Genomic DNA, 21,714 nt, shown 5'->3' on the forward strand with positions numbered 1-21,714 from the left:
AATAGGCATTGGATTCCCACAGCAGAATGTTCTCCTCCTCTAAAGCCACCGCCACGGCCCGCCGCAAGCGCGTCGGACGCCGCTCGCCGCTCGCCACCGTCTCGCTCATCGTCGTCGGCCTGCTGACCACCGGCGGTGCGTACGCGCTCTTCACCTCGACCGCCACGGCCGAGACGGGCAGCGGCACCACCTCCGCCGTGTCGCAGGACAAGGTGAACGAGGGTCAGAAGCTCTTCGCCGCCAACTGCGCCACGTGCCACAACATGAGCGGCTCTGGCACGACCGAGGGCCCGAGCCTCATCGGCGTCGGCGCCGCTGCCGTGGACTTCCAGGTCGGCACCGGGCGCATGCCCGCCGCGGCGAACGGTCCGCAGGCTCTCGAGAAGCCCGTGCAGTTCACGAACGAGCAGATCCAGGCGATGGCCGCCTACGTGGCCTCGCTGGGCACTGGCCCTTCGGAGCCTCAGTCGAAGTACCTCAAGGAGAACGGCAACGCCGCCAACGGCGCCGAGCTGTTCCGCATCAACTGCGCCATGTGCCACAACGTCGCCGGCGCCGGTGGCGCGCTGACGGAGGGCAAGTTCGCTCCCTCGCTCAAGGGAGTCTCGTCCAAGCACATCTACGAGGCCATGCTGACCGGCCCGCAGAACATGCCCGTGTTCAACGACATGAACATCACCCCGCAAGACAAAGCGGACATCATTACGTACCTCAAGTACCTCGAGAAGAACCCGTCGCCGGGCGGATTCCAGCTCGGCGACCTCGGTCCCGTCTCCGAAGGCCTCTTCATCTGGATCTTCGGCCTCGGCGCGATCGTCGCCATCACGGTCTGGCTGACGGCCCGCTCGCACTAATCCCCTCTCGCGGGCACGGCGATCAGACCGGCTCGCGAGCACCGAAGTCAGAACCACCGATTTTTTGAGTCACGAGCTCACCGAAAGGCAGCACCATGGCAGATCACGACGACGAGACCCTCGCGGGCTCGGCTGTCGAGAAGGCTGAGCCGCAGAAGATCTCCGCGGGTACCGCGGTCATCCCTGCAGACCCCTTCGAGAATCCGGGCGAACCGCAGCATCACATCCGGATGACCGACAAAGACCCGGCGGAGGAGAAGCGTGCGGCCCGTCAGGTCTCGACGCTGTTCTTCGCGTCGATCGTCTTTAGCTGCCTGGCTGTGGCCGCCTACATCGCCTTCCCGATCAAAGACGGCGACACCGGCTCCATCCGCCTGAACAACCTGTTCCTCGGTCTCGGCATTGCACTCGGCCTGCTCGCCATCGGCATCGGTGCCGTCCACTGGTCCAAGACGATCATGCCCGCGCGCGAGATCACGGAGCAGCGTCACCTCACACGCGGCTCGGATGCGACCCGCGCCAAGGCCGTCGAGGTCTTCGAGCTCGGCAACAAGGAGTCGGGCTTCGGTCGCCGCAGCCTGATCCGCAACAGCCTCTTCGGCGCCCTGTTCGCCTTCATCCTCCCCGGCGTGGTCATCTTCCGCGACCTCGGCCCGAAGGTCGACCCGAACGTCGTTCTGAGGCATACACTCTGGAAAAAGGGTATGCACCTCACCCTCGACCCTTCCGGCACTCGCATCAAGGCTGCCGATGTGACCCTCGGCTCGGCTTTCCACGTCATCCCCGAAAGCCTGCTCGACTCCGAGGATCTGCTCGAAGAGAAAGCCAAGGCTGCCGTTCTCCTCATGCGCCTGAAGCCTGAGGACCTCCACGAGCCCGAGGGCCGCGAGGACTGGCAGTACAACGGAATCGTTGCCTATTCCAAGATCTGCACGCACGTCGGCTGCCCTGTGGCGCTGTACGAGCAGCAGACACACCACCTGCTCTGCCCCTGCCACCAGTCCACGTTCGACGTGACCGAGAACTGCAAGGTCATCTTCGGACCGGCCTCACGGCCCCTGCCGCAGCTGCCCATCACGGTCGACGACCAGGGCTACCTCGTGGCACAGAGCGATTTCCACGAGCCGGTTGGCCCGAGTTTCTGGGAGCGTGACCGCGCATGAGCGCCACGACCGAATCACCCGTAGAGACCCACGAAGTGGGCTACGCCGAACAGGGCAACATGCCGCTGCGCCCCGCTAAGGGCAGCAAGCTCATGGGTGCCGCCGCCAACTACATCGACGAGCGCACGAGCGTCTCCGGCCTGGTCAAAGAGGTGGGTCGCAAGATCTTCCCCGACCACTGGTCGTTCATGCTCGGAGAGGTCGCCCTCTACAGCTTCGTCGTGATCCTGCTCTCGGGCACTTTCCTGACGTTCTTCTTCCAGCCGTCCATGGCCGAGGTCACCTACAACGGCTCGTACGTGCCTCTCAAGGGCATCGACATGTCGGCGGCGATGCAGTCGGCCCTGAACATCTCGTTCGAGATCCGCGGTGGCCTGCTCTTCCGCCAGATCCACCACTGGGCGGCCCTGCTGTTCATCGCTGCCATCGGCCTGCACATGCTCCGCATCTTCTTCACGGGTGCGTTCCGCAAGCCGCGCGAGATCAACTGGTTCATCGGCTTCGTGCTCTTCATCCTGGCGCTGGCCGAGGGTTTCACCGGCTACTCGCTCCCCGACGACCTGCTCTCGGGCAACGGTCTCCGGATCATCGACGGCATGGTCAAGGGCATCCCTGTCCTGGGCGTGTGGATCTCGTACCTCCTCTTCGGCGGAGAGTTCCCCGGAACCGCGATCGTCAGCCGTCTGTACTCGCTGCACATCATGCTGCTGCCGGCGCTCCTCATCGCGATGCTCGGCGCCCACCTCCTGCTGCTCGTCATCAACAAGCACACGCAGTTCTCGGGCCCCGGCAAGACGAACAACAACGTCGTCGGCGTGCCGGTCATGCCGGTGTTCGCGGCCAAGGCCGGTGGGTTCTTCTTCATCGTCTTCGGTGTCATCGTCCTGATCGCGTCGCTCTTCACGATCAACCCGATCTGGAACTACGGACCCTACGACCCTTCCCCGGTCTCCGCGGGCACGCAGCCCGACTGGTACATCGGCTTCGCCGACGGCGCGCTCCGACTGGCGCCGCCTCACTGGGAGGTCGTCTGGGGCGGCTATACCGTCTCGTTCAACATCCTGGTTCCGATCGTCGTCCTGATGGGTCTTCTCGCGACCGTCGCCTTCTATCCCTTCATCGAGGGCTGGGTCACCGGCGACAAGCGCGAGCACCACATCCTCGACCGTCCGCGAAACGCTCCGACGCGCACGGCCATCGGTGCCGCTCTCATGACGCTGTACGCAGCGCTGTGGGCCGCAGCCTCGTCCGACCTCATGGCGACGCACTTCAAGCTGTCGATCGATCAGGTGATCCACGTCATGCAGTTCTTGACCGTGGTAGGCCCGTTCATCGCCTTCTGGATCACGAAGCGCGTCTGCCTCGGCCTTCAGCGCAAGGACCGCGAGATCGCTCTCCACGGACACGAGTCGGGCCGCATCGTCCGCCTCCCCGGTGGCGAGTTCATCGAGGTCCACACCCCGCTCACCGAATACGAGCGCTGGACCCTGGTCAGCTACAACGAGTACGAGCCCCTCATGGTCCGTCCAAACGAGCGCGGAGTCATCACGCCCGTCGAACGTGTTCGGGCCGCCGTCTCGGGATTCTTCTTCGAAGACCGCATCTCCCCCGTCACCAAGGCTGAGATCGAGGCGTCGCACCACGACAGCCACGGAGCCATCGACGCCGGCGATTCGCACCACTAAGCGCTCCGCCGCTCGCACAACCCCCGTCTGCACTTCGGTGCGGGCGGGGGTTTCGCGTTGGCGGAGCGACCGGGTGGTGGCGTGAGCGGGGTCGTGCGGTGGCGGCGTGAGCGGGTCGTGCGCCGGCGACGTGCGCGGGGTCGTGCGCCGTCGCCGTGAATCCGAGAGCTCTGCGGTGCGAACTCCGCTGCGTAGGGCCAGCCTGGGCACTCAGGAGGCAGACCTTCGCCGGCCTCAGCGCCGGGCTCCCGCCGGAACTCCCGGCGGCGGCGCACCCGCTCCTAGCGGGACTCCCCCGCCGTCCGGCCGCTACCTCGTCGGCGGGCTCGTCTTGCGGCCCGCAGTGGCGTATCGCCTCCGCCAGGTCACTGTGGCCGTCGCGCTCCGCCGCGCCGCCCTTTTCCCACGATCGCGACATGGCACCACCATCTTTGATGGTGCCATGTCGCAATGGTGGGCCGACAGTGCTCCGCCTCGCCTCCATCGGTGGGCCAGCAATCCCTGCCCCGCACCACGATCGGGACTCAGCAGGCGCGCCCAGCTACTCGGGCTCCCTTGGCGAGCATGGACCCGCAGAGCCGCGCCACGATCGCGACGTGAAACCACGATGTGGAGTGGTGTCATGTCGGTATCGTGGGCGGGGCCGCCGATCGGGGTGAGCGACCCAGCGGCACTGGGAGCGGCGGCGGTTTGCCGGTCCTGCGCCCGAGGGAACGGCCGGGACGCGAAAGCGAGGCACCACCCGAAGGTGATGCCCCGCTAGGAGAACGCGCAGTGCGACTCAGTGCTTGTACACGCCCCGGTAGTTCTCGTAGACCCAGCCGACGAGGGCGACGGCGGTGAGAGCCGCACCGATGAAGATGAGCCACATGCCGACCGCGAGGGCAAGGAAGACGATGGTGCAACCAGCCGCGAGGAAGATCGGCCACCAGCTGAACGGGTTGAAGAAACCGATCTCAGGGTCGCCGTCGTCGATGTTGGCGTCGAGACGGTCTTCGGGCAGCTCACCGCTCTGCGCGAAGTGCGAGCGGTTCATGTAGAACCCGAGGAAGACCGACATGATTCCGGCGAGGCCGATACCGAGGGTTCCGGTCCACTCGACGGTCTGGAACTCCCGCGAGAGGAGGCTCCAGACCGTGTAGCCGGCATCAGCGACGAAGAAGAAGACCGCGAGGATCCAGAAGATGTTCGATTGAGCTCTCATGACGCGTCTTTCTACTTGACCGTGTTGTCGCCAGCGTCGTACGTGGGGGCATCAGGCGCATCTTTCAGCGGGCCCACGCCGACCGGGATGCCGGCCTCGGGGTGGTTGAGGTCGAACGCCGGGGACTCGGAGCGGATACGCGGGATCGACTCGAAGTTGTGGCGCGGGGGCGGGCACGACGTCGCCCACTCGAGCGAACGCGAATAGCCCCAGGGGTCGTTGACAAGCACCTTCGGCGCCAGTCGAGCCGTGATGTAGACGTTGTAGATGAACGGGAGCATCGACACGCCGAGCAGCATGGCGCCCATCGTGGAGAGCTGGTTCATCCACTCGAAGCCGTCTTCAGGCTGGTAGGTGGCGTACCGACGCGGCATGCCCAGGACGCCCAGCCAGTGCTGGATGAGGAACGTCGTGTGGAACCCGATGAAGAGCAGCCAGAAGTGGATCTTGCCGAGACGCTCGTTGAGCATCTTGCCGGTCCACTTCGGCCACCAGAAGTAGAAGCCGGAGAACATCGCGAAGACGACCGTGCCGAAGACCACGTAGTGGAAGTGCGCGACGACGAAGTACGAGTCGGAGACGTGGAAGTCGAGCGGCGGCGAGGCCAGGATCACGCCGGTGAGACCACCGAAGGTGAAGGTGATGAGGAAGCCGATCGCCCAGAGCATAGGAGTCTCGAATGTGATCGAGCCCCGCCACATCGTGCCGACCCAGTTGAAGATCTTCACGCCGGTGGGCACTGCGATGAGCATCGTCATCAGAGAGAAGAACGGCAGCAGGACAGAGCCGGTGACGTACATGTGGTGAGCCCACACCGTGACCGACAGAGCGGCGATCGCGAGCGTCGCGTAGATGAGGGTCTTGTAGCCGAAGATCGGCTTGCGGCTGAAGACCGGGAACACCTCGGAGACGATGCCGAAGAACGGCAGCGCGATGATGTACACCTCGGGGTGGCCGAAGAACCAGAACAGGTGCTGCCACAGGATGGCGCCGCCGTTGGCGGGGTTGAAGATGTTCGCGTCGAAGACTCGGTCGAAGCCGAGGCCGAACAGGGCTGCGGCGAGGACGGGGAACGCCATGATCACGAGGATCGAGGTGACGAGGGTGTTCCAGACGAAGATCGGCATGCGGAACATGGTCATGCCCGGGGCGCGCATCGTGATGATCGTCGTGATGAAGTTGACACCACCGAGGATCGTCGAGAAGCCGGTCAGCGCCAGGCCGAAGACCCAGAGGTTTCCGCCGAGACCTGGAGTGAATGTCGTGTCGGACAGCGGCGCGTAGGCGAACCAGCCGAACGAGGCCGCACCCTGCGGGGTGAGGAAGCCGGCGATGACGACGAGCGCGCCGAAGAAGTACAGCCAGAAGGCGAAGCCGTTGAGCCGCGGGAACGCGACGTCGGGCGCGCCGATCTGGAGCGGCATGATCGCGTTGGCGAAACCCGAGAACAGCGGCGTCGCGAACAGCAGCAGCATGACCGTGCCGTGCATCGTGAACAGCTGGTTGTACTGCTCCTTGGTCTGGACGATGTCGAGACCCGGGGCGAACAGCTGCGCCCTGATGATCAGCGCCATGACGCCGCCGATCAGGAAGTAGATGAACGAGGTGATCAGGTACATGTACCCGAGAACCTTGTGGTCGGTGGAGGTGATCCACCGCACGACGACGTTGCCCTTGCGGCCGACGCGAGTCGTGTTGAAGTTCTGACCGGAGGACTGGCCGCCTGTCTCGGGGCGGGTAGCAGTGGCTGAGCTCATCGAATGCGCCTTACTTGCTCGAGGTGCTGTCGGCGCCTGCGGCGACCGGGGTCTTGTTGTCGGGCTCGTTGGTGTTGGTGTTGTACTGGTCACCCAGATCACCGACGTTGCCCTCGTTGCGGAGCGTGTCGAGGTACGCCTCGTAGGCGGACGGCGAGACGACCTTCACGTTGAAGAGCATCAGCGAGTGGTACTCGCCGCACAGCTCGGCGCACTTGCCGGTGTACGTGCCCTCTTTCTCGGGCGTGAAGTACTCGTAGTTGGTCTTGCCGGGGATCATGTCTTTCTTGTACAGGAAGTCGACCACCCAGAAGGAGTGGATGACATCCCGCGACTTGAGGATGATCTTGACCGTCTTGCCCTTGGGCAGGTAGAGCACGGGAAGCTTCGACTCGTCGACGTTTCCGTCGCCGAGCTCCTGCGCCTGGATGCCCTGGTAGTAGACGCTGTTGGCCTTCGTCTGGGTGTCCATGTAGTTGAAGTCCCAGGCCCAGCGCTTGCCGTAGACCGTGATGGTCACGTCGGGGTTGGCGGTGGGCTTCTCGATGTCGGCCTGGTCGCGGGCCGTGAAGAAGAAGAAGCCGAGCACGAGGAACAGCGGCACGATCGTGTAGAAGATCTCGATCGGCATGTTGTACCGGAGCTGGACGGGAAGGCCCTTGTCGGCCTTGCGGCGACGGTAGACGACGACGGCCCAGATGATGAGGGCCCACGTGATGACGCCGACGCCGAGGAGGACGATCCAGGACGTGACCCAGAGGCCGATCGTGGCGTTGACGTGGTTCGTCGTGCCGCGCTCGGTGGGAAGCCAACCCTGAAGCTGCTGCTCCGTACAGCCGGACAGGGCCAGGATCGAGATCGCTGCCACAGGAATGGCGGCGAGTAGACGACGTTTTGAGCGCACTGTTACCTCTCGGATGACTCAGCTGTAGGGCACGCTCCCCCGCCGACCAGAGCCGGAGCTCTCAGTAAGAGAAGGAACATGCTTAGCCTACTCGCAGGCAAGGGGTGCATTCGTCCCACCCGGCCGCGGTTCGCTTGATGATGAGACGAAAAAACGGCAGGGCTCCATCCGTCTGGATGAATCCCTGCCGTTCTCTGGATGAACGCTCAGTGGAAGCTGTCGCCGCAGGCGCAGCTGCCCTGCGCATTGGGGTTGTCGATCGTGAAGCCCTGCTTCTCGATGGTGTCCTCGAAGTCGATCGAGGCGCCCTCGAGGTACGGGACGCTCATCTTGTCGACGACCACCTCGACGCCGTCGAAGTCGACGGTCGCGTCGTTCTCGAGCAGGCGCTCGTCGAAGTAGAGCTGGTAGATGAGGCCCGAGCAGCCGCCAGGCTGGACGGCGACGCGAAGGCGCAGGTCGTCGCGGCCCTCCTGCGTGAGGAGGCTCTTCACCTTGTTTGCTGCGGCGGCCGAGAGGCCGACCTTGTGCGCGGGCGCGTCAGCGACGATGGGTGCGGTGGCGATGTCAGTCAAAGTGCCTCCAGGTTCAGGGGTTGTCACACAAGTGTAAGCAGGTCAGGATTGCGCGTCGAGCCTCGCGAGCAGGAGCGCCTCGCTCAGGATCGAACGGTGGAAGACGCCGAGGTGCTGCGACTCGTTCGGGCTGTGGGCCCGTGTGTCGGGGTCCTCGACGCCGGTGACGAGGATCTGCGCCTCCGGGAAGACCTCGGCCAGGTCGGAGATGAACGGGATCGAGCCGCCGGCGCCCGTCTGGACGGGCGTCTCGCCCCATCCCTCGGCCAGCGCGGCGAGCCCTTCGGCGAAGCCCCACCCGGAGGTGTCGACGAGGAACGGGTTGCCGGTGTCGACGTCGCTGATCTCGAGGTGCGCTCCGAACGGCACGTTCGACTCGAGATGCGTCTTCAGCGCCTGGAACGCCTCGACGGCCGGCTGGCCCGGCGCGACGCGGGCGCTGATGCGCACCGAGACCGTGGGCAGGAGGGTGTTCGACGCGTTGGCGACGCTCGGCGCGTCGATGCCCGTCACGGTGACGGTGGGCTTCGACCACATGCGGCTCAGGATCGGGCCGTCGCCGATCAGCGAGACGCCCTCGAGCAGGCCTGTCGTCTGACGGATCTCCGCCTCGTCGAACTCCGGGTACTCGGCCTCGCGCGAGGTCATGCCCTCGACGGCGACGGAGCCGTCTTCGGCGTGGAGGGAGGCCAGGAGGCGGACCATCGCCAGCATCGCGTCGGGGACGGCGCCGCCCATCATCCCGGAGTGCGACGCGTGCGCCAGCGTCGACACGGTGAGCTTGAAGGTCACGTTGCCGCGCAGGCCGACGGTGAGCGCCGGCACGGAGGTGGTCCAGTTGTCGGCGTCGGCCACGACGATCACGTCGGCGGCGAGCTCGTCGTGGTGCTGGGCCAGGAAGTTGGTGAACGAGCGCGACCCGAACTCCTCCTCCCCCTCGATGAAGACGACGATGCCGAGGTCGAGGTCGTCGCCGACCACCTCGTGGATGGCGCGGAGAGCTGCGACATGGCTCATGACGCCGGCCTTGTCGTCAGAAGCCCCGCGCCCGTAGAGGCGCTCGCCCCGCACCGTCGGCTCGAACGGCAGAGTCTCCCACAGCGCCTCGTCGCCCTCCGGCTGCACGTCGTGGTGCGCGTACAGGAGGACCGTCGGCCGGCCGTTCTTCGCGGGGCGCTTCGCGAGCACGGCGGGGTGGCCGAGCTGGTCGCCCTCGATCGGGGCGCGGCTGGTCGTCACCGACTCGAAGAGGCCCGTCGACTCGATCAGCGCCGCAACCGCCTTGGACGACACGACGACGTTCTCCGGGTCGAAGGTGTCCCACGAGACGCTGGGAATCCGCACCAGGGCCGAGAGGTCGGCGATCGACGCGGGCAGAGCCCCCTGAACGCTCTCCCGGAGCTTGGCCGAGAGTTCGGGATCCAGCGGGGCAGGAGAATAGGAGGTCTCAGTCATGACAGGTAATCTTAGGTTCTCCGACGAAACCAAGGATCTCCCCGTGGCCAAGGCACCCATCATCTCCCCCGACAACTCGACGAAGAAGTCGACCGAGTCCGACGAGCCGATCACGATCGGCAAGGGCCGAGCCACTCCGACCCGCAAGGAGCGCGAGGCCGCGAACCGCCGCCCGCTCGTGCCGGTGGGCAAGGAGGCCCGCAAGGAGCAGCGCGACCGGGTCGCCATCGAGCGCAACAAGGCCCGGCTCGGCCTCGCCAACGGCGAAGAGAAGTACCTCCCGGCCCGCGACAAGGGCCCGCAGCGCAAGTTCGTCCGCGACTACATCGACGCGCGCTACTCGGTCGGCGAAATCATGCTGCCCCTGATGGTGATCGTCATCGTGCTCAGCTCGGTGCCGGCCCTCGCCAGCGTCGCGCTCTTCGCGATCTGGGGCTTCGTGCTCCTGGCCGTCATCGACTGCTTCTTCGTCGGCCACCGCATCGTCAGGAAGCTCGAGGCGAAGCACGGCAAGGAGCACGTCGAGCGCGGACTCCGCTGGTACGCCGCGATGCGCGCCCTGCTCATCCGCCCGATGCGCACGCCGAAGTCGCAGGTCAAGCGCGGCTCGTTCCCCGCCTAGCCGGTCCCCGGCCTAGCCGCTTCCCCGATCAGCCGCTCCCCCGCGTCGTCCAGGGTCCTAGCGGCGCAGGTCGCGCAGACCGCGGTTGATCTCCCGTGCCCACAGCGGCCCGCGATACAGGAACGCCGTGTAGCCCTGCACGAGCGTGGCGCCGGCGTCGAGGCGCTCCTGAACGTCGGCGGCAGTGGTGACCCCGCCGACCGAGATGACGCAGAGAGTCGCAGGAACTGCCTGGCGGATCACGCGCAGCACGTCGAGCGACCGCTGCTTGAGCGGGGCACCCGACAGGCCGCCGGCCCCCGCCTTCTCGACGACCTTCAGGTCGCTGACCAGACCGTCGCGCGACAGCGTCGTGTTCGTGGCGATGATCCCGCCGAGACCGAGCTCGACCGTCAGCTCGGCGACGCGGCGCACGGCATCGTCGTCGAGGTCGGGCGCGATCTTCACGAGCACCGGCGTGCGGCCGGCGGCGTCGCGGACGGCCGTGAGAAGAGGGGCGAGCTTGTCCAGCTCCTGCAGGCCACGGAGCCCGGGCGTGTTGGGCGAGGAGACATTGACGGCGAGGTAGTCGGCCAGCGGCGCTAGCAGGCGGGTCGAGACGAGGTAGTCGTCGACGGCGTCGTCGACCTCGACCACACGGCTCTTGCCGATGTTGACGCCGATGACCGGGCGGTGACGGAGATGGCGGGCGCGGCCGACGACCCCGGCGGCCTTGAGAGCACCGCCGTTGTTGAAGCCCATGCGGTTGATCACGGCACGGTCGGCGACCAGCCGGAACAGACGCGGCCGGTCGTTGCCGGGTTGCGCCTTCGCAGTGATCGTGCCGACCTCGACGTGGCCGAACCCGAGGGCTCCGAGGCCGGCTATGCCCTTGGCGTCCTTGTCGAAACCGGCGGCGACGCCGAACGGCGAGGGGAAGGTCAGGCCGAGCGTCTCGACGCGGAGCGAGCGGTGGGGCTTCGTGGCGCGACGGACGAGCGTCGACACGACGGGGATGCCCGGGATCGCCTTGATGAAGCCGAACGCCAGGTGATGCGCGCGCTCGGGGTCCATGCGGACGAAGAAGTGCCGGAAGACGAACCCGTACACGCCGGCGTCGTCGTGGGCGTCGGTCTGGCTCACTTGTCTGCCGCCGACGCCGCCTTCGGATGATTCGCGTGGTCTTCTCGGAGGACGCGGATCGACTCCTCGAAGTCGTCGAGCGAGTCGAAGGCCTGGTAGACGCTGGCGAAGCGGAGGTACGCGACCTCGTCGAGCTCACGGAGCGGAGGCAGGATCGCCAGGCCCACCTCGTTCGCGTCGATCTGCGAGGCGCCGCTCGCGCGAACGGCCTCCTCGACCTTCTGGGCCAGGACGGCGAGGTCGCCGTCGGTGACCGGACGGCCCTGGCAGGCCTTTCGGACACCCGAGATGATCTTCTCGCGGCTGAACGGCTCGAGGACCCCGTTGCGCTTGATCACGGCGAGGCTCGCGGTCTCGGTCGTGGAGAAGCGGCGGCCGCAGTTCGGGCACTGGCGGCGGCGGCGGATCGACGTGCCATCGTCGCTGGTACGGGAGTCGACGACTCGGGAGTCGGGGTGGCGACAGAATGGACAGAACATATGCGACCAGGCTATCGCGAGAGGCCGGGTGCCTACGGGCGCTCGAGGCGCGCGGCGACGGCCTCGCCGTGCGCGGGCAGCAGCTCGGCCTTCGAGAGCGCGACCAGTCGCTCGGCGACATCCGCCAGCGGCGCGGCGGTGTAGCGGATGATCTGCTGCGGGCGCAGGAACGTGTACGCCCCGAGGCCCGACGAGAACCGCGCTTGACCGCCGGTGGGCAGCACGTGGTTCGAGCCGGCGAGGTAGTCGCCCAGGCTCACGGGCGTGTCGGGCCCGACGAAGATCGCGCCGGCGTTGGTGATGCGCGCCAGCACGGAGTCGTCGTCGCCGGTCTGGATCTCGAGGTGCTCGGGACCGTAGGCGTTGCTGAAGTCGGCGGCGCGTTCGAGATCGTCGACGAGCACGACGGCCGACTGGGGCCCCGCGAGAGCGGTCTGCACGCGTTCGGCCGAGTGAGTCAGCGGCGCGAGTCGGCCCACCTCGGCGACGACGGCCTCGCCGAAGTCGGCGGAGTCGGTGACGAGCACGGCCGAGGCCTGCTCGTCGTGCTCGGCCTGGCTGATGAGGTCGACCGCGACGAGCGTGGCGTCGGCGGTCGCATCGGCGATGACGAGGATCTCGGTGGCTCCCGCCTCGGAGTCGATGCCGGTGACCCCGCGCACGAGGCGCTTCGCAGCGGCGACGTAGTTGTTGCCCGGACCGGTGATGACCTGGACCGGCTCGAGGTCGGCGTCGTCGACGCCGTACGCGAGGGCGCCGATGGCACCGGCCCCGCCCATCGCGTAGACCTCGTCGATTCCGAGGAGCCCGGCCGCGCCGAGGATGGTCGGGTGCACCGAGCCGCCGAACTGCGCCTGCGGCGGAGACGCCAGGGCGATCGAGGTGACGCCGGCGACCTGCGCGGGGACGACGTTCATGACGACGCTCGACGGGTAGACCGCCTTGCCGCCGGGCACGTAGACCCCGGCGCGGGCGACGGGCTGCCAGCGCTGGACGATGGTGGCGCCGTCGGCGGGGTGGGTGGTCTGCGATGCCGGCACCTGCGCGGCGGACGACGCCGTGACCCGCGCGATCGACTCGACGAGCGCGGCCTTCACCAGCGGATCGAGGGCTGCGACGGCCGCGTCGATGTCGGCCTGCGGCACGCGCAGCGAAGCGGGGCGCACCCGATCGAAGCGCTCTGCCTGGTCGAGCAGCGCCCGGCTGCCGTGCTGACGGACCTCGGCGATGAGCATCGCCGCGGCGGCGCTGGCGGCGGCGACGTCGACGGTCGCACGCGGGATCAGGGCGAGCAGCTCGCTGGAGGTGGACGTCTGGCCGCGGAGGTCGAGGGTAGCGATCATGGCCCGGTCAGCCTACCGGGAACCGGTGAGAGGGGCGGCCGTCAGACAGCCGACGGCAGGGTCGCCGCCAGACGGCGGAGAGCCGTCCGATCGGCCGCCGAGGCCGACTCCAGCAGCGCCTCGATGCGCGGCTCGACGACGGCCTCGATGCGCACGGCGGCCTCGCGACCCGCGGCGGTGAGACCCACGCTCACGACGCGGCGGTCGGTCTCGGAGGGAGCCCGCTCGACGAGCCCCTTGGTCGCGGCGCGGTCGACCAGACCCGATACCGACGACCTGTCGAGCGCCAGCTGGTCAGCGAGCGACGCCATCGTGGGGGTCCGGTCGCGGAGGATCCCCAGCATGCGCAGCTGCGTCACCGACAGGCCGAGCTCGGCCGCAGCCCGGGTCAGCACCTCGTGCACGGCGAAGGTGAGCTGAGCTGCGGCATCGACGAGCGAGAGGTCTTCGGGCATGCCCCCAGCCTACTTGACATGATTGGTACCACCAACTATATGATTGGTGATACCAACTACTTTCGCCAGTCAGGAGCTCCCTATGAAGGCCGCAGTCGTCACCTCGTTCGAACAGCCGCCCCGGTACGGGGAGTTCGCGTCTCCCGTTCCTGCGTCCCCTCACGACGAAGTCGTCGAGGTGCTGGCGTCGGGGCTGCACCCGCGCGTCCGCTCCCAGGCCGACGGGTCGCACTACACATCGACCGACGAGCTGCCGCTCGTGCCCGGGATCGACGGGGTCGGCCGCCGTGAGAACGGGGAGCTCGTCTACTTCGTGCTCGGCGACGGGCCCCTCGGCGCCATGGCGGAGCGGACGCTGATCGACACGCGCCGCAGCGTCACGCTGCCGGCCGACGTCGATCCCGTCGCGATCGCCGCGGCGATGAACCCGGCGATGTCGTCGTGGATCCCGCTGCGGACGCGCGTCGACTTCCGGCCCGGGCAGTCCGTCCTCGTGCTCGGCGCGACGGGGTCGGCCGGCCGGCTCGCGCTGCAGACGGCCAAGCGGCTGGGCGCCGACCGCATCGTCGCCGCCGGTCGCGGGGCCGAGCGCGTCGAGGCCCTGCGCGACCTCGGTGCCACGCACGTCGTCGACCTGTCGGCGGAGCCCGACGCCGTCGCCGCGCAGATCGCCGCCACCTCCGCGGAGGTCGACGTGGTGCTCGACTACCTCTGGGGCTCGCCGACCGAGGCCGCCATTCCACCCCTCCTGAAGGCGCGCGGTGATCGCTCTCGCGCGCTCGACTGGATCGAGATCGGCGCCGTCGCCGGCCCGGAGATCGCGCTGCCGTCGACGGTGCTGCGGCAGGCGAACGTGCGGTTCCTCGGCAGCGGGCAGGGGTCGGCGAGCGTCCGCGCGATCGTCGAGTCGCTGCCCGCGCTCGCGGCTGAGATCATCGCGGGCACGTACCGGCTCGACGCAGACGCCGTCCCCCTGCGCGACGTCGAGGCCGCGTGGGCGACGCGGGCCTCGCATCGCGTGGTGCTCGTCCCGTAGCCGCGATGCTCGTCGGGTTCGGCGGGCGCTCGTCGCGTTCGCAGGCGCTCGTCGCGTCGGGCCTGCGCTCGTCGGGTTCGGCGGGCGCTCGTCAGTCCGGGCGTGTCTCCGGGGGCGCGCCGATTACGACGCGGACCCGCACGAGCATGGTTCAACCCCAGCACGATCCCGCCCCGGCGAACCACGGCCCTCCCGCGAACCACGGCCCTCCCGCCGACGACGGCAGGAACTCGACGTGGCCAGGCAGGCAGGCCCCTCCCGCTCGGGGCCGCGCCCCGCCTAGCCTGAGCGCGTGACCGACATCGACGCCCTCCTCGCTCCCCCGACCCCCGCCGCCGCGCTCGCCCTCGAGGCGGCGCGCGAGTGGATGAGCCCCGCGCTCGTCGCCCACAGCCTGCGCTCGTGGGCCTGGGCCGTCGCACTCGCGGAGCGAATCGACCTGCCTTACGACGCCGAGCTGCTCTTCGTCGCGGCGATGCTGCACGACGCCGGGCTGGCTCCGCACTTCGACGCCGTCGCCGTGCCCTTCGAGGAGGCGGGCGGTGCCGTCGCGGCCGTCTTCGCGGCCGGAGCGGGCTGGGCTCCTGTGCGGCGCGGGCGCGTGCGCGAGGTGATCGAGCGGCACATGTGGAGGGCGGTCGACCCCGCCGTCGATGCGGAGGGGCACCTGCTCGAGATGGCGACGTCGCTCGACGTGCGTGGTTCCGGGGCCTCCGACTGGGGTCCCGCGCTGCTTCGCAGCGTGACGGAGCGGCTGCCGCGGTCCGGGTTCAGCGACGAGTTCGGCGGCTCGATCGCGGCGCAGGCGGCGCGCAAGCCGGAGTGCAGCGCCGTGCGGCTGCACGCCGCCGGCGGAGCGGCGGCAGGCGCCGTCGCGTGGGCCGCGCTGCTGCCCTAGCCGCGCGGATCAGACCCCCGCGATCGGCCCATCTGCCAGTCCGTGGTCCGGCGGAGAGGACGGACCTGTGGGTCTGGCGGACGGGCACGCCGCCTAGAGCAGGCAGCTCGGCCCGAGCAGGCTCTTCAGCTCGCCGTAGAGATCGGCCGTGATGTCGACGGGCATCGGGATCTCGAACGTCCGGGCGTTGTCGCCCTTGAGCAGGCGCAGGCGCACCTCGGTCGCACCGGCGTGGCGGCCGAGGACGGCCCCGAGCTCGGTGACGACGTCGGTCGTGGCGCGGAACTCCGGCATGCTCAGAACCAGCGGGCCGCTGCTGGCGGCGACGCCGAGGTCGGGCATGAACATGCTGACGGCGTGAAGGTTCTTGCCGTCGTCACGGACGCTGACGCGGCCCTTGAGCACGATGACGGAGTCGCCGACGAGCGACGGCCCGAACTCCTGGTAGGTCTTGCCGAGGAACATCGCGCTGATCTCGCCGCCGAAGTCTTCGACGGTGATGATGCCGTAGGGGTTGCCCGAGTTGCGGGCGACGCGGTGCTGGACGCTCGTGATGAGGCCGGCGATGGTGACCGTCTCGCCGTCGATGGAGTCGTCGGCGGCCGTGATGGTGGTGACCGTGGTGGAGGCGTGCTTGGCAAGCGGCAGCTCGAGGCCGGCCAGAGGGTGATCGGACACGTAGAGGCCGAGCATGTCGCGCTCGAAGGCGAGCTTGTCGCGCTTCGTCCACTCGGGGCGCACCGGCACCTGCTGGGCGTGCGCCGGTTCGTCCCACAGCGAGTCGAAGTCGAAGCCGACCTGGCCGTTGGCCTCGGCCCGCTTCTCGCTGACGGCGCCCTCGACAGCGGCCTCGTGGATCTCGACGAGAGCACGGCGGGTGTCGCCCATCGAGTCGAACGCGCCGGCCTTGATCAGCGACTCGACCGTGCGCTTGTTGGCGACGGGGATCGGGACCTTCGACAGGAAGTCGTGGAACGAGGTGAACGCGCCCTTGCTCTCACGGGCGGCGATGACATGGTCGACGACGTTGAAGCCGACGTTGCGGATGGCGCCCATGCCGAAGCGGATGTCTTCGCCGACCGCGGCGAAGAAGCCGATCGACTCGTTGACGTCGGGCGGGAGCACCTTGATGCCCATGCGGCGGCATTCGTTGAGGTAGAGGCCGAGCTTGTCGCGGGAGTCGCCGACGCTCGTGAGGAGCGCGGCCATGTACTCGGCCGGGTAGTGCGCCTTGAGGTACGCCGTCCAGTACGACACGACGCCGTACGCCGCCGAGTGCGCCTTGTTGAACGCGTAGTCGGAGAAGGGAAGCAGGATGTCCCAGATCGCCTTGACGGCATCGGCCGAGTAGCCGTTGTCGAACATGCCCTGCTGGAAGCCCGCGTACTGCTTGTCGAGCTCGGACTTCTTCTTCTTGCCCATCGCGCGACGGAGGATGTCGGCCTGGCCGAGAGAGAAGCCGGCGAGCTTCTGCGCGGCGCTCATCACCTGCTCCTGGTAGATGATGAGGCCGAAGGTGCCGCCGAGGACCTCGCTCAAGGGCTCTTCGAGCTCGGGATGGATCGCTGTGATCGCCTGGAGGCCGTTCTTGCGCAGCGCGTAGTTCGTGTGCGAGTTCGCACCCATGGGGCCGGGTCGGTAGAGCGCGATGACGGCCGAGATGTCTTCGAAGTTGTCGGGCTTCATCAGCCGCAGCAGGCCGCGCATGGGCCCGCCGTCGAGCTGGAAGACGCCGAGGGTGTCGCCGGAGGAGAGGAGCTCGTAGGCGCCGACGTCGTCGAGCTCGAGGTCTTCGAGCACGAGGTCGAAGTCGCGGTTCGACTTGATGTTGTCGAGGGCGTCGTTGATGATCGTGAGGTTGCGGAGCCCCAGGAAGTCCATCTTGATCAGGCCGAGCGCCTCGCTGGCCGGATAGTCGAACTGCGTGACGATCTGGCCGTCCTGCTCGCGCTTCATGATCGGGATGATGTCGAGCAGCGGGTCGCTCGACATGATCACGCCGGCCGCGTGGACGCCCCACTGGCGCTTCAGCCCCTCGAGGCCGAGCGCCGTGTCGAACACGGTCTTCGCCTCGGGGTCGCCCTCGACGACGGCGCGGATGTCGCCGGCCTCCTTGTAGCGCTCGTGCTCGCGGTCGAAGATGCCGGTCAGCGGGATGTCTTTGCCCATGATCGCGGGCGGCATCGCCTTGGTGAGCTTCTCGCCCATGCCGTAGGGGAAGCCGAGCACGCGCGAGGAGTCTTTCAGCGCCTGCTTCGCCTTGATGGTGCCGTACGTGACGATCTGCGCGACGCGCTCGGAGCCGTACTTGTCGGTGACGTAGTTGATGACCTCCGTGCGCCGACGGTCGTCGAAGTCGACGTCGAAGTCGGGCATGGAGACGCGGTCGGGGTTCAGGAACCGCTCGAAGATCAGACCGTGGCGGATGGGGTCGAGATCGGTGATCTTCATCGCGTAGGCGGCCATGGAGCCGGCTCCGGAGCCTCGGCCCGGCCCGACGCGGATGCCGTTGTCTTTCGACCAGTTGATGAAGTCGGCGACGACGAGGAAGTAGCCCGGGAACCCCATCTGCGCGATGACGCCGACCTCGTAGTCGGCGCGCTCCTGGACGTTCTGCGGGATGCCGTCGGGGTAGCGGTACTTCAGGCCCTCGGCGACCTCCTTCTTGAACCAGGTCTCTTCGGTCTCGCCCTCGGGGACGGGGAACCGAGGCATGTAGTTCGCCTCGGTGTCGAACTTGACCTCGCAGCGCTCGGCGATGAGCAGCGTGTTGTCGCACGCCTCGGGGTGGTCCCGGAAGAGGTGGCGCATCTGCGCCGCGGTCTTGAGGTAGAACTCGTCGGCGTCGAACTTGAAGCGGTTCGGGTCGGAGAGCGTCGAGCCGGACTGGACGCAGAGGAGGGCCGCGTGGCTGGTGGCGTCGTGCTCGTGCGTGTAATGGAGGTCGTTCGTCGCGAGGAGCGGGAGGTCGAGCTGCTTGGCGAGCTTCACGAGGTCGTCCATGATGCGGCGCTCGATGCCGAGGCCGTGATCCATGATCTCGGCGAAGTAGTTCTCTCTGCCGAAGATGTCGCGGAAGTCGCTCGCCGCCTTGAGCGCCTCGTCGTACTGGCCGAGGCGCAGGCGGGTCTGCACCTCGCCGCTGGGGCAGCCCGTCGTGGCGATGAGACCCGTGGAGTACTGCGACAGGAGCTCGCGGTCCATGCGCGGCTTGAAGTAGTAGCCCTCGAGCGACGCCTTCGACGACAGGCGGAACAGGTTGTGCATGCCCTCGGTCGTCTCCGAGAGCAGGGTCATGTGCGTGTACGAGCCGGCGCCCGAGACGTCGTCACGGCCCCCGTCGCCCCACTTGACGCGGGTCTTGTCGCCCCGGTGCGTACCCGGCGTGATGTAGGCCTCGGTGCCGATGATCGGCTTGATCCCTGCGGCGGTGGCCGTCTTGTAGAAGTCGAACGCACCGAAGACGTTGCCGTGGTCGGTGACCGCCACGGCCGGCATGCCCTGCTTGGCGGCCTCCTCGATCAGGGGCTTGACGCGTGCGGCGCCGTCGAGCATCGAGTATTCGCTGTGGACGTGCAGGTGCACGAAGGAATCGCTCGAAGACAACTTTTCTCCCCTGGGTCAAGGCGTGCGACAAGCGTAACCGGGGCCGCCGACATCCCTCGGCGCGTCGCTCCAAATCGCAGTCAGGAAGACCGAAGGACCTCAAGCGCGTGTTGAAGGTCTGCCGGGTACTCGGACCGGAACGACACCCAGTCACCCGTCGCCGGGTGATCGAAGCCGAGCTGGACGGCGTGCAGCCACTGCCGCGTGAGCCCGAGCTTGGCCGATAGCGTCGGGTCGGCGCCGTAGAGCGCGTCGCCGACGCACGGGTGGCGCTGAGCGGCCATGTGGACCCGGATCTGGTGCGTGCGGCCGGTCTCGAGGTGGACCTCGAGCAGCGACGCGGCGGGGAACGCCTCGACCGTCTCGTAGTGCGTGACGGACGGCTTGCCGTCGACGACGACCGCGAACTTCCACGACGACGAGGGATGGCGGCCGAGCGGCGCGTCGATGGTGCCGATCAGCGGGTCGGGGTGCCCCTGCACGACGGCGTTGTAGATCTTCTCGACGGTCCGCTCGCGGAAGGCCTGCTTGAGGAGCGTGTAGGCGCGCTCCGACTTCGCGACGACCATGAGGCCCGAGGTGCCCACGTCGAGGCGGTGGACGATTCCGGCGCGCTCGGCCGCACCGCTGGTGGCGATGCGGAACCCAGCCGCGGCGAGACCGCCGAGCACGGTCGGGCCCGTCCAGCCCATCGACGGGTGCGCGGCGACGCCGACGGGCTTGTCGACGACCACGAGGTCGTCGTCGTCGAAGACGATGCCCATGCCGGGCACGTCGACCGCGACGACCGTCGGCTCTTCTTTCGGCTGCCAGGTGACCTCGAGCCACGCGCCGGCCTCGAGGCGGTCGGACTTGCCGACGATCCGCTGGTCGACGCTCACTCCCCCGAGCCCTGCCACCTCGGCGGCGAAGGTGCGGCTGAAGCCCAGGAGCTTGGCCAGGGCGGCGTCGACGCGCTCCCCCGCCAGGCCGTCGGGCACCGGCAGCGAGCGGGACTCCGTCACGAGGCGTCCCGGGAGGACGGCTCGGGGCTCGTCGCGGCGGTGTCGGGTCGAGCGACAGCGGCGGGATCCTGCGCCGGAGCGCCTTTCGGCACGCGCACGACGCGCTGGCCGTCGAGGCCGATGCCCAGAAGCGTCAGCAGGAGCAGAAGGCCCATGCTCGAGACGATGAAGGTGTCGGCGACGTTGAAGATCGCCGGCAGGAGCTTCGGGAAGTAGATGAAGTCGATCACGTGGCCGACGCCGAAGCCCGGCTCGCGGAACAGGCGGTCGGTCAGATTGCCGAGAGTGCCGCCCAGCAGCATGCCGAGCATGAGCGCCCAGCGGAACGAGCGGATGCGCCGGGAGAAGACGATGATCGCGACGACCACGGCGGCCGCGGCGATCGAGAACACCCAGGTCGATCCGGTGGCGAGCGAGAACGCGGCGCCGGGGTTCTTCACGAAGTGCAGCTGCAGGAACTCGCCCAGGACGTCGACCTGCTCGCCCACGATGAGGCTGTGCACCACGAGGTACTTGCTGCCCTGGTCGAGCGCATAGACGACTACCGCGACGAAGGCCAGTGTCAGCAGGACGCGGACACTGGCCTTCGGGGTAGCCGTTCTAGTTCGAGCCAAAGCCCTGGAAGCTGGCCGGAGCGGCGGACTGCGCCGACACCGGCTCGGGGGCGCCTTCGCCGTCGAGCTCGCGAAGCTGGCCCTCGATGTAGCTCTTGAGCTTGGCGCGGTACTCGCGCTCGAAGCCGCGCAGCTCGTCGATGCGGTGCTCGAGGCCGATGCGCTCGTTGTCGAGGCGCTCGACCTGCACGCGCTGCTCGCCCTCGATTTTCTCCTGGCGGGCGCGGAACTCGGTGTCGAACTGGTCGGCCTTGGCCTTCTGCTCGGCCTCGAGCGCGGCCACGCGGGCCTGGTGCTCGGCCTCGAACTGCTCGGTCTTGGTGCGCGAGGTGGTCTCGGCCTCGGAGACGAGCTGAGCGGCGGTGGCGTGACCCTCGGCGATGAGCGCGTCGCGCTTCTCGATGCCCTCGCGGACGTGCTCCTCGTGGAGGCGGCGCGCGAGCTGCAGGAGGTTGTTCGTGCTGGTCGTCTCGTCGACGGTCGGCGCGGAGTAGGCGGGAGGAGCAGAGACGGCGGCGGCCGCCGGAGCGGGCTCGGGCTCCGGCTCGACGACCGGGGCGGCCGCGACGGGCTCCGGGGTCGGCTCGGGCTCGGGGGCCTTCTCGATGGCGACGGGAGCGGCCGCTGCCGGGGCGGCGGACGCCTGGCGCTGAAGGTCTTCGGCCTTCGACTCGCTCGTAGCGAGACGCTGGCGGAGCTCTTCGTTCTCCTGGCCGAGACGACGAAGCTCGACCACGACCTCGTCGAGGAAGTCGTCTACCTCGTCTTGGTCGTAGCCCTCACGGAACTTCGTCGGCTGGAACCGCTTGTTGACTACGTCTTCAGGCGTCAAAGCCATTGCCGTCACCTCGTGAATCTCTGGTACATGGTCTGGGAATGGTGTCTGTCGCTTCGTCTCGCCCTGAACGAGAGAGGCCGATGGGGACACCGTACTGACT

At 68.0% G+C, this 21,714-nt stretch carries 19 protein-coding genes; 6 read left to right on the forward strand and 13 right to left on the reverse strand.

Annotated elements, in window-relative coordinates; translation table 11 throughout:
• Positions 1–26 precede the first annotated feature (26 nt).
• The 3 genes from qcrC (at position 27) to qcrB (ending at position 3,702) form a co-directional block, all read left to right on the forward strand.
• Positions 27–854, forward strand: coding sequence for a cytochrome bc1 complex diheme cytochrome c subunit (qcrC, locus tag AC07TY_RS03930; RefSeq protein ID WP_494784381.1), 828 nt, complete (start codon positions 27–29; stop codon positions 852–854).
• A gap of 95 nt (positions 855–949) precedes the next feature.
• Entirely contained in the window at positions 950–2,017 is a 1,068-nt protein-coding gene (gene qcrA, locus AC07TY_RS03935) for a cytochrome bc1 complex Rieske iron-sulfur subunit (RefSeq protein ID WP_488626149.1), read from the forward strand.
• A 59-nt stretch (positions 2,018–2,076) separates the two neighbouring features.
• The gene (qcrB, locus tag AC07TY_RS03940; protein ID WP_233579844.1) at positions 2,077–3,702 is read left to right on the forward strand and encodes a cytochrome bc1 complex cytochrome b subunit; all 1,626 of its coding nucleotides are present in this window, start codon (positions 2,077–2,079) and stop codon (positions 3,700–3,702) included.
• A 781-nt stretch (positions 3,703–4,483) separates the two neighbouring features.
• On the opposite strand, the gene AC07TY_RS03945 is transcribed toward qcrB, so the two are convergent.
• From AC07TY_RS03945 to AC07TY_RS03965, 5 genes are all read right to left on the reverse strand, one after another.
• On the reverse strand, positions 4,484–4,906 hold the full coding sequence (locus tag AC07TY_RS03945) for a cytochrome c oxidase subunit 4 (protein WP_123504452.1): 423 nt from the start codon (positions 4,904–4,906) through the stop codon (positions 4,484–4,486).
• Positions 4,907–4,917: 11 nt separating this feature from the next.
• Positions 4,918–6,663 carry an aa3-type cytochrome oxidase subunit I gene (ctaD, locus tag AC07TY_RS03950; RefSeq protein ID WP_123504451.1) on the reverse strand — a complete coding sequence of 582 codons (1,746 nt, stop codon included), beginning with the start codon at positions 6,661–6,663 and terminating at the stop codon, positions 4,918–4,920.
• A gap of 10 nt (positions 6,664–6,673) precedes the next feature.
• Complete coding sequence (gene ctaC, locus AC07TY_RS03955) at positions 6,674–7,567, reverse strand: aa3-type cytochrome oxidase subunit II (RefSeq protein ID WP_123504450.1); 894 nt, start codon at positions 7,565–7,567, stop codon at positions 6,674–6,676.
• Between the two features lie 206 nt (positions 7,568–7,773).
• Positions 7,774–8,142, reverse strand: coding sequence for an iron-sulfur cluster insertion protein ErpA (gene erpA, locus AC07TY_RS03960; protein WP_123504449.1), 369 nt, complete (start codon positions 8,140–8,142; stop codon positions 7,774–7,776).
• 42 nt (positions 8,143–8,184) lie between these two features.
• Positions 8,185–9,597, reverse strand: a complete 1,413-nt coding sequence (locus tag AC07TY_RS03965; RefSeq protein WP_494784382.1) for a dipeptidase — start codon at positions 9,595–9,597, stop codon at positions 8,185–8,187.
• Positions 9,598–9,640: 43 nt separating this feature from the next.
• On the opposite strand from AC07TY_RS03965, the gene AC07TY_RS03970 reads away from it, so the two are divergent.
• The gene (locus AC07TY_RS03970) at positions 9,641–10,219 is read left to right on the forward strand and encodes a DUF3043 domain-containing protein (RefSeq protein ID WP_494784383.1); all 579 of its coding nucleotides are present in this window, start codon (positions 9,641–9,643) and stop codon (positions 10,217–10,219) included.
• A 57-nt stretch (positions 10,220–10,276) separates the two neighbouring features.
• Here AC07TY_RS03970 and AC07TY_RS03975 read toward each other — a convergent pair whose 3' ends face one another.
• Genes AC07TY_RS03975 through AC07TY_RS03990 form a run of 4 tightly spaced genes read right to left on the reverse strand, consistent with a single transcriptional unit; the run spans position 10,277 to position 13,618 of the window.
• The gene (locus AC07TY_RS03975; protein ID WP_123505143.1) at positions 10,277–11,308 is read right to left on the reverse strand and encodes a quinone-dependent dihydroorotate dehydrogenase; all 1,032 of its coding nucleotides are present in this window, start codon (positions 11,306–11,308) and stop codon (positions 10,277–10,279) included.
• Between the two features lie 29 nt (positions 11,309–11,337).
• The gene (gene nrdR / locus AC07TY_RS03980) at positions 11,338–11,820 is read right to left on the reverse strand and encodes a transcriptional regulator NrdR (RefSeq protein WP_494784384.1); all 483 of its coding nucleotides are present in this window, start codon (positions 11,818–11,820) and stop codon (positions 11,338–11,340) included.
• A gap of 32 nt (positions 11,821–11,852) precedes the next feature.
• Positions 11,853–13,163, reverse strand: coding sequence for a histidinol dehydrogenase (hisD, locus tag AC07TY_RS03985; protein WP_494784385.1), 1,311 nt, complete (start codon positions 13,161–13,163; stop codon positions 11,853–11,855).
• A 41-nt stretch (positions 13,164–13,204) separates the two neighbouring features.
• The gene (locus tag AC07TY_RS03990; protein WP_494784386.1) at positions 13,205–13,618 is read right to left on the reverse strand and encodes a MarR family winged helix-turn-helix transcriptional regulator; all 414 of its coding nucleotides are present in this window, start codon (positions 13,616–13,618) and stop codon (positions 13,205–13,207) included.
• 82 nt (positions 13,619–13,700) lie between these two features.
• Here AC07TY_RS03990 and AC07TY_RS03995 point away from each other — a divergent pair, with 82 nt between their 5' ends.
• Both AC07TY_RS03995 and AC07TY_RS04000 read left to right on the forward strand, forming a co-directional pair.
• A complete protein-coding gene (locus AC07TY_RS03995; protein WP_494784387.1) occupies positions 13,701–14,654 on the forward strand; it encodes a quinone oxidoreductase family protein in 954 nt (317 codons plus the stop codon).
• Between the two features lie 292 nt (positions 14,655–14,946).
• Positions 14,947–15,552 (forward strand): HD domain-containing protein, encoded by a 606-nt coding sequence (locus AC07TY_RS04000; RefSeq protein WP_494784388.1) that lies wholly within the window; start codon positions 14,947–14,949, stop codon positions 15,550–15,552.
• Positions 15,553–15,645: 93 nt separating this feature from the next.
• Here AC07TY_RS04000 and dnaE read toward each other — a convergent pair whose 3' ends face one another.
• The 4 genes from dnaE to AC07TY_RS04020 form a co-directional block, all read right to left on the reverse strand.
• Complete coding sequence (dnaE, locus tag AC07TY_RS04005; RefSeq protein ID WP_233579842.1) at positions 15,646–19,107, reverse strand: DNA polymerase III subunit alpha; 3,462 nt, start codon at positions 19,105–19,107, stop codon at positions 15,646–15,648.
• Positions 19,108–19,238: 131 nt separating this feature from the next.
• Positions 19,239–20,162 (reverse strand): RluA family pseudouridine synthase, encoded by a 924-nt coding sequence (locus AC07TY_RS04010; protein ID WP_123504440.1) that lies wholly within the window; start codon positions 20,160–20,162, stop codon positions 19,239–19,241.
• Positions 20,159–20,776, reverse strand: coding sequence for a signal peptidase II (gene lspA / locus AC07TY_RS04015; protein WP_494784389.1), 618 nt, complete (start codon positions 20,774–20,776; stop codon positions 20,159–20,161). Before lspA ends, AC07TY_RS04010 begins: the two co-directional genes overlap by 4 nt.
• A complete protein-coding gene (locus tag AC07TY_RS04020) occupies positions 20,763–21,614 on the reverse strand; it encodes a DivIVA domain-containing protein (RefSeq protein ID WP_488626142.1) in 852 nt (283 codons plus the stop codon). The genes lspA and AC07TY_RS04020 overlap by 14 nt, the downstream gene beginning before the upstream one ends.
• Between the last annotated feature and the right edge of the window lie 100 nt (positions 21,615–21,714).

The sequence above is a fragment of the Frondihabitans sp. GW821-FHT04F02 genome (assembly GCF_059420045.1).

Excerpts from the sequence above, each read along its gene's own strand:
- qcrC (WP_494784381.1), top strand. The coding sequence starts at position 27 with ATGTTCTCCTCCTCTAAAGCCACCGCCACGGCCCGCCGCAAGCGCGTC.
- qcrA (WP_488626149.1), top strand. The coding sequence starts at position 950 with ATGGCAGATCACGACGACGAGACCCTCGCGGGCTCGGCTGTCGAGAAG.
- qcrB (WP_233579844.1), top strand. The coding sequence starts at position 2,077 with ATGCCGCTGCGCCCCGCTAAGGGCAGCAAGCTCATGGGTGCCGCCGCC.
- AC07TY_RS03945 (WP_123504452.1), bottom strand. The coding sequence starts at position 4,906 with ATGAGAGCTCAATCGAACATCTTCTGGATCCTCGCGGTCTTCTTCTTC.
- ctaD (WP_123504451.1), bottom strand. The coding sequence starts at position 6,663 with ATGAGCTCAGCCACTGCTACCCGCCCCGAGACAGGCGGCCAGTCCTCC.
- AC07TY_RS03965 (WP_494784382.1), bottom strand. The coding sequence starts at position 9,597 with ATGACTGAGACCTCCTATTCTCCTGCCCCGCTGGATCCCGAACTCTCG.
- nrdR (WP_494784384.1), bottom strand. The coding sequence starts at position 11,820 with ATGTTCTGTCCATTCTGTCGCCACCCCGACTCCCGAGTCGTCGACTCC.
- hisD (WP_494784385.1), bottom strand. The coding sequence starts at position 13,163 with ATGATCGCTACCCTCGACCTCCGCGGCCAGACGTCCACCTCCAGCGAG.
- AC07TY_RS03990 (WP_494784386.1), bottom strand. The coding sequence starts at position 13,618 with ATGCCCGAAGACCTCTCGCTCGTCGATGCCGCAGCTCAGCTCACCTTC.
- AC07TY_RS03995 (WP_494784387.1), top strand. The coding sequence starts at position 13,701 with ATGAAGGCCGCAGTCGTCACCTCGTTCGAACAGCCGCCCCGGTACGGG.
- dnaE (WP_233579842.1), bottom strand. The coding sequence starts at position 19,107 with ATGCTCGACGGCGCCGCACGCGTCAAGCCCCTGATCGAGGAGGCCGCC.
- AC07TY_RS04020 (WP_488626142.1), bottom strand. The coding sequence starts at position 21,614 with ATGGCTTTGACGCCTGAAGACGTAGTCAACAAGCGGTTCCAGCCGACG.